Origin of the sequence: Sphingomonas sp., assembly GCF_030145815.1 — a bacterium.
In the GTDB taxonomy this organism is placed as follows: Bacteria; Pseudomonadota; Alphaproteobacteria; order Sphingomonadales; family Sphingomonadaceae; genus Sphingomonas.
On the sequence record NZ_JAIXHL010000005.1, the window covers coordinates 61,685 to 74,551 of the forward strand.

The window sequence follows — 12,867 nt, forward strand, 5'->3', positions numbered from 1 at the left end:
GCTTCCCGCACTCCTGGCGCGGCTGCATCATGGCGGCATGAACTTGCGCCCGTTCATCGCGCTGAGCCTGATCCTGACCCCGCTCCCCGTGCAGGCGCAGGTCGGGACCAACGATATCGGCCTGGTCGCGGACCTGTTGCCGGAACCGGCAAATCCCGCCGCCTTGCTCGATGCCGTCGTCGCCGCGCCCGCCGATCGCCGGACCTTGCCCTTGCTGGCATTTGCCCGCGCGCTTCATGCGACGGGCTATTGGAACGCCGAAGCGTTCATTCCCCTGACCTGCGATGCGCGCTGTAGCAGAGCGGATCTGGCGGCGGTGCTGCAGGCTGACCGGCAAGCAATGTCCGGCGCGTCGTCGGACTCGCCTCAGGATGACGAGGCGGCGGCGGAGTCGTCTCAGCGGGTCGCGCCAGCGCCAACGCCGCTCCAGCGCGCGCGCAACGCCGTCGCGCTGTTCAACCTTGGCGCGGGCCGCAGCAAATGGGGCGAGTTCGCCGCAGCGGAACCGATGCAGAATGCTGGCTATGCCGCGCTGCGGACGCAGCTCGCGCCGACCGACGCCCGGCTTGCGGCGATGAAGCTCGGCATCGCGCGCACCGCATTCGGGCTGGGCCGGAGCGCAGAGGCGATCCTGCTCGCCGACGAAGTGCTGGCGAGCGAAGCGCGCGCCGGGCGCGGCATTGGCCAGCTTCGCGCCGACGCGCTGACCCTGCGCGCCCGGGCGCAACGCAAGCTGGGTCAACGCGACGCCGCCGCAGCGAGCCTTGCCGAAGCGATCCGCATCGGGGCCGCCGATCGCGCGCGGCGCGGCCCGCTGCGCCTGTCCGCTGTGCAGATCGACGCTGCGGTTGCCGCAATCGGCGACGCCGGCTTCGAGGCAGCCGGAGTCGACGCCAGCGCCTTTGAAACCCTCAAGCGCGCCATCGCGACGGGACAGCGCGGGGTGCTCGACGCGGCGGAGGGGGATCGCAAGGCCCTACTCGCCCGGATCATGCTGGATCGCGGTGAGTATGATGCGGCGATGACGCTGGCCCGACAGGCGGTGGCACTGGCTCCGGACAATTCCACCGCTGCACTTGTGCTCGGCGTTGCGGAGCTGCGCAGCGGCACGGTCGATGTCGCGCGGCTCGACGATATTGCCAACATTCTCGACCAGCAGGCCTGGGGTCCGGGCGCAGGCTCGCCCGACGTGATCGAAGCCCGCGCGCTGCTCGCGCGACTCTACGGCAAGGCGCAGATTTCGGCGGCATGGGTACAGGTGCGACAGGGCGCGACCGGCGCAGTCGAACGCATCCTGGGCGATGAAAGCCGCAGCGATGTGGTGCAGGCAGCGGGCGTGTTCAAAGCGCTGTTCCGGCAACAGGTCGATACTGCCTGGACCGCCGCCCAGGCCCCGCCGCCCAGCTGGCCGGACGACGCGCGCAGCTTCGCCATCTATTTCGACATCGACCGCTACGCCATCACCTCCAGCGCGATGCCGGCGCTGGAGCGGGCGGCGACGACATGGCGCAGGGTCGGCGGCACGATCACCGTCAGCGGGCATGTCGATCAGATGGGCGGCACGCGCGACTATGCCATCGCGCTGTCCAGCCGGCTCGCCGACTCGGCCAAGCGAGCGCTTGAAGACCTGGGCGTTCCGTCTGGCGCGATCGTCACCATGGGGTTCGGCAAGGAGCGCCCGCTGGTGCCACCGCGCGATGATCGGCTGGCGGAACGGCGCAACCGGCGCGTCGATATCGTCATCGGCCCCGCGCGCTGATCCACGCGCTCTTCCTGCAAGCCAGTCGATCCGCTAAGCGCGCGGGATGATCGCACGCCTGATCCTTGCCGTCGCGCTGTTGCTGGGCACGCTTCCCGCCAGCGTGGCGATGCCGACGTGCCATGATATGCCGATAGCGGCGCGCGATTCCATGACGATGCCAATGGCACAGCACGAAGCGCCGGCGGAGCCTCGGCCCGAGGGGTATGGTGAGGCGATGTGCGTCGGCTGTATCGCGCCATCGACGCTGAAGGTCGCTGCGGTCACGCCACCCCCTGCCCCGATCGCGGTCCATGGCGCTGCGGCCCCGGCGGGGGCATCGCGGGCGCGCTGCTGACGCCCGAACCGCCCCCTCCACGCGGGTGATCGACTGCGGGGCCTGACCCCCGCTTCCCCGATCATTCACGGAGTTTATCATCATGACCTACCGAACGACGCTCGCCGCCCTACTGGCGGCGACGGCGCTGCCCGTTGCCGCGGCAGCGCAGGAGCACGACCACCACACGCCCACACCTGCACCGGCTCCGTCCGACCACCAGCGTCACGGCGACCATGGCGCGGCGAACACACCCAAGCCCAGCGCCCAGATCGCGTCCGGCACCGCGCTGCTTCCCTCAGCCGAGGGCGGCCAGCATGGCGGCCTCCACGCCAACGCAGGCGACTGGATGCTGATGGCGCATGGCTATGCCTGGGGCGCGGTGACCAGCCAGGGCGGTCCGCGCGGCGACGACATGGCCTTTGTCCAATCGATGGGCATGGTCACCGCCAGCCGCCCGCTGAGCGACTCAGCGCGGATCGAGCTGCGCGGGATGTTCAGCCTCGACCCGCTAATGGGCAAGCGCGGCTATCCGAACCTGTTCGCGGCGGGCGAGACCGCCAATGGCCGCGCCTTGGTCGACCGCCAGCATCCGCACGATTTGTTCATGGAACTCGCCGCGCGGGTCGAGGTCGATGTTGCCGACGGCACCACCGCCTTCCTCTATGGCGGCCCGGTGGGTGAGCCCGCGCTCGGCCCGCCCGCTTTCATGCATCGCCGCTCGGCGCGCTATCAGACGATGTCGCCGATCGCGCATCACTGGTTCGATTCGACGCACATCACTTATGGCGTGGTGACAGCGGGCGTGCGCACCCGCGCGTTCCAGCTGGAGGCCTCCGCCTTTAAGGGCCGCGAGCCGGACGAGGAACGCTGGGGGTTCGACCCCATAAAGCTCGATTCGTGGAGCCTGCGCGCGACCTTCACGCCCTCCCCCAACTGGACGATGCAGGTCAGCCACGGCCGCCTCGAAAGCCCCGAAGCGCTGCACGGCGGCAACGACGAGGCGCGCACCACCGCCAGCGTGCATTATGCGCGCGGCGGCCTGTCCGCGATGCTCGCCTGGTCGGCCAAGAACCGCATCCCCGGCGACACGCTCAGCGCCTGGGTGGCGGAGGCGAATTGGGACGTGGACGCGCGCCACGGCCTGTTCGGCCGCGCCGAGCTGGTCCGCAATGACGAGCTGTTCCCCGACCACAGCCACCCGCTGCACGACCAGCCGTTCCGCGTCGCGCGGTTCGAGGGTGGCTACGCCTACCGTATTCCGCTGGCGGACACGGTGACACTGGCATTGGGCGGATCGGTCGCGACCTATGCCAAGCCGGACGCGCTCGATCCCTATTATGGGAAGAGCCCGGTCAGCGGTACCGCGTTCGCGAAGCTGACGCTCGGCGACTGACTCCATTCCGTCACCGAAGGGTGTTAGAGGCCGCCGCCATGCACTGGCTCAGGACATTGGCGGCGGCCTCGATTGCCGGGCTGCTCTACGCCTGTACCACCCCGCCCGTCATGGCGCCTGCCCCGCCCGCTCCCCCGGTCGAGCAGCGCGCACCGGTGACGATCCTGATCGGAATCGACGGCTTCCGCCCGGACTATCTCGACCGCGGCGTCACCCCGGTGCTGTCGCAACTTGCAGCACAGGGCGTGCGCGCGACGATGCGCCCGTCCTTCCCGACCAAGACCTTTCCCAATTTCTACACCCTCGTCACCGGCAAGCGTCCCGACCGCCACGGCATCGTCGGCAACCGCTTCGAAGACCCCGCACGGCCCGGAGAGCGTTTCACGCTGGCGTCGGACCAGCCCTATTGGTGGGATCAGGCTGAACCGCTGTGGACTGCGGCGGAAAAGGCCGGGGTGCAGACGGCGGTGATGTTCTGGCCCGGCTCCGGCGTCGAGATCGGCGGCACCCGACCGCATGACTGGCAGGCATTCGGCATGGCCGTGAGCGGCCGCCAGCGCGTCGACGCGATCATCGACTGGCTCCGCAGACCCGCCGCGACGCGCCCGAAGCTACTGGGTCTCTATTTCGACACGGTCGACACCGCGGGGCACCATCACGGTCCCCACGACCCCGGAACCAATGCTGCGGTGGCGGAGGTCGATGCGCTGATCGGCCGACTGACCAGCGAGCTTGCCGCATTGGGCCAGCCCGCCAATCTCGTCTTCGTCGCCGATCATGGCATGGCGGCGGTGGACGAAAGCCGCCGCATCCAGCTCGACACAATTGCCGCCGCGAGCGACTTTCGCACGGTCGAGGAAGGCCCCTATGCTGCGATCGAGCCGCAGCCGGGGCGCGAGGCCGCACTGGCGGCGGCGCTGCTAAAGCCGCATCCGAACATGGAATGCTGGCGGCGTGCGGACGTCCCCGCGCGCCTGCACTATGGGCGCAACCCGCGCACGCCCTCCTTCCTGTGTCTTGCCAGAATCGGCTGGACGATCACCACGCGCCCCGCGAGGGAGCCGCTGCGCCCGGGCGGCGCGCACGGCTATGATCCCGCAGCCCCGGAGATGGCGGCGCTGTTCCTCGCCCACGGTCCCGCCTTTGCCAGCGGCGTCACCCTGCCGCCGTTCGACAATATCCATGTCGCACCGCTGCTCCGCCGCCTTGCCGGCGTGCCGCAGGCACAGGCTGTCGATGGCGACGCCGCAATGCTTGCCCCGGCCCTGAAGCGCTGATCTCTCTTGCCAAAATCCAGTTTCGGTCCGAAACTGATTCCATGATCTATTTCGAGGACCTGACCGTCGGGGACAAGGCGAGCTTCGGCTCTTACGCGGTGACGCGTGAGGAAGTGCTCGAGTTCGCGCAGAAATACGACCCCCAGCCTTTTCATCTGTCCGATGAGGCCGCAGCCCAGACCCATTTCGGCCGCCTCGCGGCGAGTGGCTGGCACACCGCTGCCATGACCATGGCAATGCTGGTCGAGCAAATGAAGGTGCGCCCCACAGCCAGCCTCGGCGCAGCGGGGATCGACGAACTGCGCTGGATCAAGCCGGTCTTTCCCGGCGACACGCTGCGCTGCGAAACCGAGTTGCTCGAAAAGCGCGAGTCCGAGCGGCGGCCGGAAATGGGCCGCACCCGCTCGCGCATGCTGGTATTCAACCAGCATGACGAGCCGGTGCTGAGCTTCATCGCCAACGCGATCGTCGCACGGCGGCCAGCGATCAACTAATTCGGTCGACGCCGGTCGCGGCGGTTTTCGCGGCGCAGATCGCGGCGGTCGTCCCGATATTCGCGGCGATATTCCCTGCGGTCCTCGCGTCGCTCCGCGCGCGCTTCGGGCCGGGTGACCTCGCCCTGCCGATAGTCCCGGCGATCCTGCCGCCGATCCTGGCGATAGGCGCGGTCATCACGCCTGCGATCCTGCGCAAACTCGCGCCAATTTTCGCGCACCTCGCGCCGGTCGCCGCGCCAATTCTGGCGGCGCTGCTCCCAATAGCGGCGCTGCGCGGCGCTCCAGCGGATCGGTCGACGGTCGCGGTCATAGACATAATAGCCGGTGCCCGGATAATAATAGTCGCCCTGCCAGCCCCAATAGGGGTCGCCATAGCCGCCGGCATAATAGCCGCCACCTCCGCCGCCATAGCCGACCGACACGCCGCTATAGCCATAGCCATCGGTGCAGGCGGCAACGCCGAGCGCGGCGGCACCGGCAAGCCCCAGCTTCACGATACGCAAATTGAACATGATGCTTCTCCCGGACGCGTGCGGCGCCCTAATGCGTTGAGAACGGGGGAGAAGCGGCTAGGGTTCCGTCAGTGGCCAGGGAAGCCGACCAGCGCGGTCACATGGATCCCCTCGGCACGCAGCGCATCGGCACCGCCCAGATCGGGCAGGTCGATGACGAACGCGGCCTGTGTCACCACCGCGCCGACCTTGCGCAGCAGCCGCACCGCCGCGCGCGCGGTCCCGCCCGTCGCGATCAGGTCGTCAATGAGCAGCACGCGCGCGCCGGGCACCACCGCATCGGCGTGGATCGCGATGCGATCGGTGCCATATTCCAGCGCATAATCCTCCGCCACCGTCGCGCCGGGCAGCTTGCCGTCCTTGCGCACGAGCAGCGTCCCTGCCCCCAGCGCCAGCGCGACGGGCGCGGCGAAGATGAAGCCGCGCGCCTCGATCCCCGCGACCAGATCGACCGGACCGTCCGCCGCCTCGACAATCCGCTCCACCGCGCGGGCAAAGCCGGCAGCGTCGAGCAACAGGGTGGTGATGTCGCGGAACATGATGCCCGGCTTGGGGAAGTCGGGAATGGTGCGGATCAGCGCGGCGAGATCGTCATTGGCAGGGGTCACGGCATCGCTCCAAAGAAAACGGCCCGGGAATCGCTTCCCGGGCCGTCTGAATATCGGTCGGTCGGACCTTAGTCCTTCACGTTCCGCCAGATCTGCTTCTTCGCGCCATAAGCGAGGAAGCAGAAGATCACGAGGAAGGCGAGCACCGCGAGGCCGGCGCTCTTGCGCGCTTCCATTTTCGGCTCGGCAGTCCAGGTCAGGAACGCCGCGACGTCGGCCGCATAGTTCTTCGCCGTGGCAGCGGTGCCGTCGGAATAGGTCACCTGACCATCCTTCAGCGGCTGCGCCATCGCGATGTTGAGCGTGTGGAAATAGGGGTTGTAGTGCAGCCCCTCAGGCGTCTTGGCCTCCGGATACTTCTTCAGCAGCTCCGCAGGCTGGGCCTGATAGCCGGTCAGCAGCGAGTAGATATAGTTGCTGCCGTCGGGACGCGCCTTGGCCATCAGCGACAGATCCGGCGGGATCGCGTTGTTGTTCGCGGCGCGCGCGGCGACGTCATTGGCATAGGGCGACGGGAAGCGGTCGGCGGGCATGCCGTCGCGGGTCGCCGGCTCACCCGTTTCCGGGTTGATCGACGGCACCTGGAAGCCCTTGGCGATGGTCTTGATCTGACCTTCGCTATAGCCGAGCGCGGCGAGGTCGCGGAACGACACCAGACGGAGCGAGTGACAGGCGGCGCAAACCTCCTTGTACACCTGCATGCCGCGCTGCAGCTGGCGCTTGTCATAGGTGCCGAACATGCCGGTGAAGGTGAAGCCGCCTTCCGGCGCTTCGGCATGCTTGTGGAATTCCTGCTCCACCGTCTTGGGCGTGGTCAACCCGTTCGAGAAGGTGTCGATGATCCCAAGAAACAGGGCAAAGACAAAGCCCAGCCCGACCAAAATTCCGCCGATGCGAACCATTTTCTATGCCCCTCTTATTCGGCAGCTGCGGTCTGGAGCGGCGAGGTGCCACCCTTGCCGGCGAGCACGGCCTCGGTGATCGAGTTCGGCAGCGGGCGCGGACGCTCCATCGCCGAGACGATCGGCAGGATCACCAGGAAATGCAGGAAGTAATAGGCCGTGGCGAACTGACCGATCAGGATCACGCCCGGGGTCGGGGCGGCGCCACCGACATAGCCCAGCACCAGCACGTCGACCAGCAGCACCAGCAGGAACCACTTGTAGGTCGGGCGATAGTTGGCTGAACGCACCGGCGACGAATCGAGCCAGGGCAGGAAGAACAGCAGCAGGATCGAGCCGAACATCGCCAGCACGCCCCACAGCTTCGCCGACATGATGAAGTCGACGGTGAACGACTTCAGAATGGCGTAGAAGGGCAGGAAATACCATTCGGGCACGATGTGCGCCGGGGTCGAGAGCGGGTTGGCCGGGATATAGTTGTCCGGGTGGCCCAGCAGGTTCGGCGCGTAGAAGATCAGCGCGCAATAGACCAGCAGCGCCACGCCCACGCCCACGCCATCCTTGGCGGTGTAATAGGGGTGGAACGGGACCGTGTCCTGCTCGTCTTTGACTTCGACGCCGGTCGGATTGTTCGAACCCGGAATGTGCAGCGCCCAGATGTGCAGGACGACCACACCGGCGATCACGAACGGCAGCAGATAGTGGAGCGAGAAGAAGCGGTTGAGCGCAGCGTTATCCGGCGCAAAGCCGCCGAGCAGCCACACGCGGATCGGCTCACCTACCACGGGGATCGCGGAGAAGAAGCCGGTGATCACCTGCGCGCCCCAGAAGCTCATCTGGCCCCAAGGAAGCACATAGCCCATGAACGCGGTTGCCATCATCAGCAGGAAGATGACCACGCCGAGCAGCCACACCATCTCGCGCGGCGCTTTGTAAGACCCGTACCACAGGCCGCGGGCGATATGGATATATACCACCAGCAGGAACAGCGACGCGCCATTGGCGTGCGCGTAGCGGATGAACCAGCCGGCGTTCACGTCGCGCATGATATGCTCAACGCTGTCGAACGCGATGCCGGCATTCGCCGCATAATGCATCGCCAGCACGATGCCGGTGACGATCTGGATGGCCAGGAACATGCCGGCGAGGACGCCGAAGTTCCAGAAATAGTTGAGGTTGCGCGGGACGGGATACCCGCCACCGATCGCACCATAGACGAAGCGCGGAAGCGGCAGACGATCGTCCACCCACTTCATCAGCGGGCTCTTCGGCTCATACTGCTTTGCCCAGGGAAAGCTCATTTCTAGGTGCCCCCTCAGCCGACCCGAATGACGGTGTCGGAAATGAATGCGTAGTCCGGAACGACGAGGTTCGTCGGTGCCGGGCCGGACCGGATGCGACCGGCAGTGTCATAGGCCGAGCCGTGGCACGGGCAGAAATAGCCGCCGAACGGACCCTTGTTCTCGCCCTCGCCAGCGCCCAGCGGCACGCAGCCGAGATGGGTGCACACGCCCAGGGTGACGAGCCAGTTGGCCTTGCCTTCCTTGGTGCGCTCGGCAAGCGTCTGGGGATCGCGCAGCTCGCTGACCGGGGTCGCGTTCGCCGCCTCGATTTCCTTCGGCGTGAGGTTACGCACGAACAGCGGCTGCTTGCGGAAGGTCGACTTGACCGACTGGCCCGGCTGGATCGCCGAAATGTCGAGTTCGGTGGTCGACAGCGCGAGCACGTCGGCCGACGGGCTCATCTGAGCCACGAGCGGGATCGCGACCACGCCTGCACCGACACCCGCGAACGCGACCGCGCCAATTGCGAGATAGTCGCGACGACGGGGATCCTCGGGACCTCCGTTGGAAGGCTCAATCGGCCCACCCGGAGGCGTGCCGCCGTTCTCACTTGCCATGCATCAGCCCTTGCACTTCAAATTCCGGCGTTTTCACGCCCCTGTCCCGGACAGCGCGGCGCGCGAACGCCACGCTTCACCCCCGGATTGCCCCCGGTGGCTGGCGGGCCTGATAGACGGCGCGGGGCGACTTTGCCAACCGCCTTTTTGACCGGCTTGTGACAGGCACATTCCCTGCACTATCGGGGACGTCATGCGCATCGCCCTGTTTCAGCCCTGTATTGCCGGAAATGTCGGTGCGGTCCTGCGTATCGGTGCGTGTTTCGACACGCAGATCGACCTGATCGAACCGATGGGATTCGCGTGGGACGACAAGCGCGTCGCGCGCGCCGGCATGGACTATATCGACCATGTCCGCGTCACCCGGCATCGCGACTGGGATGCCTTCTTGGCGACCGTCACCAGCCGGATCGTGCTGTTCACAACCAAGGGCGCCGGACGCTTCGATGAGGCCGCATATCAGCCCGACGACATCCTGTTGTTCGGATCGGAGGATGCGGGCGTCCCCGACCCTGTCCATGACCGCGCCGACGTGCGCGTGCGCATTCCGATGAAGCCGGCGATGCGATCCTTGAACCTCTCCGTCTCGGCGGGCATCGCGCTGTCCGAAGCGCTCCGGCAAACCAAAGGCTATCCGCAATGATCGAACTCGACCCCCAGCAGCAGCGCGCCCGCGCGTGGTTCGAGGAACTGCGCGATTCGATCTGCGCCGAGTTCGAGGCGATCGAGCGTGAGGCCGGGTCGGACGCGGCGTTCGAATACATCGCGTGGGACCGCGCCGATCCGTCGGGTGAGCCGGGCGGTGGCGGCGTGCGCGGGGTGATGAAAGGGAAGGTGTTCGAAAAGGTCGGGGTCAACGTCTCGACCGTCGGCGGCACCTTCGAGGGCGATTTCGCCAAGTCGATCCACGGCGCGGGGGAAGACCCCCGCTTCTTTGCCTCCGGAATCAGCCTGGTCGCGCACATGGCCAATCCGCATGTCCCTGCGGTGCACATGAACACGCGCTTTTTGGTGACGACGAAGCGATGGTTCGGCGGCGGCGCGGATTTGAACCCGCCGATTCCCCATGATGAAGACACGGTGGACTTTCATGCACATCTGCAGGCGGCATGTGACGCGCATGACCCGGCGCATTACCCCCGATTCAAGGCGTGGGCCGACGACTATTTCTACATTCCCCACCGCAATGTTCACCGCGGCGTCGGCGGCATCTTCTACGATCACCTCGACAGTGCGGACATTTCGGCCTGGGAAGCGAACTTCGCCTTCACCCAGGATGTCGGCCGCGCCTTCCTCGAAATCTATCCGAAAATCGTCCGCCGCCGCATGGCAACGCCCTTCACCGAAGCCGACAAGGCGCAGCAGCTGGAATGGCGCGGCCGCTATGCCGAGTTCAACCTCGTCTATGACCGCGGCACGCTGTTCGGCCTCAAGACCGGCGGCAATATCGACGCGATCCTGATGAGCCTCCCCCCGCTCGCCACCTGGAGCTGAGATGGGCCTGCTTCCCGTAAAGCCCGGTGAGGTGGCGACGATCGTCACCAGTCTGGAAATGCGCGAGCGGCCCAAGCCGCGCCCGATGCCCGAATCGCATCTGCAACTGGTGCGCTGGGAAGCGCCGAGTCCGGACAAGTATCGGAAATTGTTCGCGCGCGTCGGTTCGCCATGGCTGTGGTTCTCCCGCCTGATCATGGACGATGTGCGGCTGAGCGCGATCATCCATGACCCGCGAATCGCGATTTTCGCGGTCGTCGATCGGCAGGGGATCGAGGTCGGGATGCTCGAACTCGATTATCGCGAGACCGCAACATGCGAGCTGTCGTTCGTCGGGCTGGTGCCCGAACTGACCGGCGCAGGGCATGGCCGCTGGCTGATGGCGCATGCGCTGATGCGGGCATGGCGGCCCGGCGTGACGCGGGTGTGGGTCCACACCTGCACCCTCGACCACCCCAAGGCTCTGGGATTCTACCGCGCGTCGGGCTTTGTACCGTTCCTGCGCGCGATCGAGACCTTTCCCGATCCGCGCATCACCGGGCACCTGCCCCGCGACGCGGCGCCTCACATCCCGTTGATCGACCCGCCTAGCCGGCGATAAAGCGCGATCCGCACCAGGGTGAAGAACACCCAGCTGACCGTCACGAGCAGTGCGATTGGGACGAACACCAGCGACGCCGCCGCCTGTGACCCCGCGACCAGCGGCGCCGCGATCGCGAAGATAACGATCCCGATCGACAATGCGGTCGCGACGATAAACAGCCCCAGGCCGAGTGCGAAAAAGCCGATCTTCCAGCCATTTTTCTCACTCAGCTGGAACCCGCGCACCATCGCCTGCCACGCTCCGCGCGTCGGCTCTGCGGCGAAGGCGACGCCCATCATCCAGGTGCGGCCAAACACATAAATCGCCGGGACGAACAGCAGATAGGTTCCAAGCTGCACCAGCGTGTTCACGACAATGCCGATCAGGAAGAACGGGATCAACCGCTGGAGGCTGGCCAGCAGCACCGCCCCGACCGTTTCACCCCGGCGCAGGTACAGGCTGAGCAGCGCCAAGCCGCCAAATTCGGTCAGCGCGATGATCAGCCCCATCCAGCCCAGGTTGGACAGGAGGAAGGTGTTGATCACCTCCCGCGTCTGCTCGCGGTCACCGCCCTCAGGCAACTGTATCCCGCTCATGGTGACGAGCAGGAACAGCCCCAGCAGCGGCAGGAATAGAAACGCACCTGCGATCGGCCACATCAGGTCGCGATCGGTCCGCCACAACGTCACGGCATCCGCCAGAACGCCGCGAAATGAGAAGGTCATGCGCGCGCAGCCGCCTCATGCCGCGCGATCAGCGCGATGTAGAGCTTCGCCAGAAACGCCGTGCCGAGCACGGTGAAGCCGGTCGAGATCGCCCCGCCGACGATGGTGGTCAACACCGAGGCGAGCGAAATGCCATCCTCCCCGTTGCCGGCAACCAGATACATGACCGCGCCGAACGCAGTGGTGGCCGCAAGATTGGCGACAATCGAGACGATCGCGTAGAGGATCAACACGCCTACGATCTTGAGCGCGACACCACGCGTCAGCCGCCACGATCGCGCGATTGCGCCGATCGCCAGCCGGTCGCCGACCACTGCGGGGATGACCACCGCCAGCCGCGCCATGACCCAGAAGGCGAGGACCAGCACGACCAGGAAATAGAGAAACACCCAAATGGCGACGCTGGGCGGAATATCCGGCATCGCGCTGCCCTGCAGCGTGGCGAGATCGAGGCCGCCGACCGCCAGCATGATGCCGACCGGGATGGCCAAGGCGAGCATGACCACGACGAGGAGGATCATCAGCAACAGCGCCGCAGGGAAGCGCCGGGTGGCGACCTGGCTCGCCTGCCGCCCCAGCGCCGGGTCGATCGCCAGCGCGGTCACCGCCAGCTGTCCCCAGAAGCTGACCAGAGCAAGGACGAACACGCCCAACCCGAGCAACATGGCCGTCCCCGGCGTCGCGGTGGGTTGCAGCCCGCTGAGATTGGACGAAATCGTGGTCGGAACGAAGATTGCCAGCAGCGCGATCGGCAGCAATGTGCCGAGATTGTCGCTCAGAAACTCCGCAGTCCGATCCCAGACGGTACCCATACTGACCATATGCACTGCTCCCCTCATGCGCAGCGTTAGCCGATCCTTCGGCGTGACGCCACATGCTTGCGCTGGAGCGTCGGGCG

Annotated in this window: 15 protein-coding genes; 8 read left to right on the forward strand and 7 right to left on the reverse strand. The window is 66.6% G+C overall.

What is annotated here, in order from left to right:
- Positions 1 to 37: 37 nt before the first annotated feature.
- The 5 genes from KYX69_RS05840 (at position 38) to KYX69_RS05860 (ending at position 5,242) form a co-directional block, all read left to right on the forward strand.
- The gene (locus tag KYX69_RS05840) at positions 38 to 1,759 is read left to right on the forward strand and encodes an OmpA family protein (protein ID WP_300494896.1); all 1,722 of its coding nucleotides are present in this window, start codon (positions 38 to 40) and stop codon (positions 1,757 to 1,759) included.
- Between the two features lie 46 nt (positions 1,760 to 1,805).
- Positions 1,806 to 2,096, forward strand: a complete 291-nt coding sequence (locus tag KYX69_RS05845) for a hypothetical protein (RefSeq protein ID WP_300494899.1) — start codon at positions 1,806 to 1,808, stop codon at positions 2,094 to 2,096.
- Positions 2,097 to 2,178: 82 nt separating this feature from the next.
- On the forward strand, positions 2,179 to 3,471 hold the full coding sequence (locus KYX69_RS05850; RefSeq protein ID WP_300494902.1) for a hypothetical protein: 1,293 nt from the start codon (positions 2,179 to 2,181) through the stop codon (positions 3,469 to 3,471).
- 38 nt (positions 3,472 to 3,509) lie between these two features.
- Positions 3,510 to 4,748: an ectonucleotide pyrophosphatase/phosphodiesterase gene (locus KYX69_RS05855; protein ID WP_300494904.1), complete on the forward strand. Its 1,239-nt coding sequence runs from the start codon at positions 3,510 to 3,512 to the stop codon at positions 4,746 to 4,748.
- A gap of 41 nt (positions 4,749 to 4,789) precedes the next feature.
- Positions 4,790 to 5,242: a MaoC family dehydratase gene (locus KYX69_RS05860; RefSeq protein ID WP_300494906.1), complete on the forward strand. Its 453-nt coding sequence runs from the start codon at positions 4,790 to 4,792 to the stop codon at positions 5,240 to 5,242.
- Here the strand turns inward: KYX69_RS05860 and KYX69_RS05865 are convergent.
- The 5 genes from KYX69_RS05865 to petA form a co-directional block, all read right to left on the reverse strand.
- Positions 5,239 to 5,757, reverse strand: coding sequence for a hypothetical protein (locus KYX69_RS05865; protein ID WP_300494909.1), 519 nt, complete (start codon positions 5,755 to 5,757; stop codon positions 5,239 to 5,241). The genes KYX69_RS05860 and KYX69_RS05865 overlap by 4 nt on opposite strands.
- Positions 5,758 to 5,825: 68 nt before the next feature.
- Complete coding sequence (locus KYX69_RS05870; protein WP_300494912.1) at positions 5,826 to 6,365, reverse strand: adenine phosphoribosyltransferase; 540 nt, start codon at positions 6,363 to 6,365, stop codon at positions 5,826 to 5,828.
- Positions 6,366 to 6,433: 68 nt separating this feature from the next.
- Complete coding sequence (locus KYX69_RS05875) at positions 6,434 to 7,267, reverse strand: cytochrome c1 (RefSeq protein WP_300494914.1); 834 nt, start codon at positions 7,265 to 7,267, stop codon at positions 6,434 to 6,436.
- A gap of 14 nt (positions 7,268 to 7,281) precedes the next feature.
- Positions 7,282 to 8,568: a cytochrome b/b6 gene (locus KYX69_RS05880; protein WP_066662950.1), complete on the reverse strand. Its 1,287-nt coding sequence runs from the start codon at positions 8,566 to 8,568 to the stop codon at positions 7,282 to 7,284.
- 14 nt (positions 8,569 to 8,582) lie between these two features.
- Positions 8,583 to 9,167, reverse strand: a complete 585-nt coding sequence (petA, locus tag KYX69_RS05885) for a ubiquinol-cytochrome c reductase iron-sulfur subunit (RefSeq protein WP_300494918.1) — start codon at positions 9,165 to 9,167, stop codon at positions 8,583 to 8,585.
- Between the two features lie 193 nt (positions 9,168 to 9,360).
- Between petA and KYX69_RS05890 the strand changes: the two genes are divergently transcribed.
- From KYX69_RS05890 to KYX69_RS05900, 3 genes are read left to right on the forward strand one after another with little or no spacing between them, the layout of a single operon-like run.
- Positions 9,361 to 9,810: a tRNA (cytidine(34)-2'-O)-methyltransferase gene (locus tag KYX69_RS05890; RefSeq protein ID WP_300494921.1), complete on the forward strand. Its 450-nt coding sequence runs from the start codon at positions 9,361 to 9,363 to the stop codon at positions 9,808 to 9,810.
- Complete coding sequence (gene hemF / locus KYX69_RS05895; RefSeq protein WP_300494923.1) at positions 9,807 to 10,661, forward strand: oxygen-dependent coproporphyrinogen oxidase; 855 nt, start codon at positions 9,807 to 9,809, stop codon at positions 10,659 to 10,661. Before KYX69_RS05890 ends, hemF begins: the two co-directional genes overlap by 4 nt.
- A 1-nt stretch (position 10,662) precedes the next feature.
- Entirely contained in the window at positions 10,663 to 11,262 is a 600-nt protein-coding gene (locus tag KYX69_RS05900) for a GNAT family N-acetyltransferase (protein WP_300494926.1), read from the forward strand.
- On the opposite strand, the gene KYX69_RS05905 is transcribed toward KYX69_RS05900, so the two are convergent.
- Complete coding sequence (locus KYX69_RS05905; protein ID WP_300494930.1) at positions 11,226 to 11,969, reverse strand: hypothetical protein; 744 nt, start codon at positions 11,967 to 11,969, stop codon at positions 11,226 to 11,228. The two genes, KYX69_RS05900 and KYX69_RS05905, sit on opposite strands and share 37 nt — an antisense overlap.
- Positions 11,966 to 12,790 carry a hypothetical protein gene (locus KYX69_RS05910; RefSeq protein WP_300494932.1) on the reverse strand — a complete coding sequence of 275 codons (825 nt, stop codon included), beginning with the start codon at positions 12,788 to 12,790 and terminating at the stop codon, positions 11,966 to 11,968. The genes KYX69_RS05905 and KYX69_RS05910 overlap by 4 nt, the downstream gene beginning before the upstream one ends.
- Positions 12,791 to 12,867 lie beyond the last annotated feature (77 nt).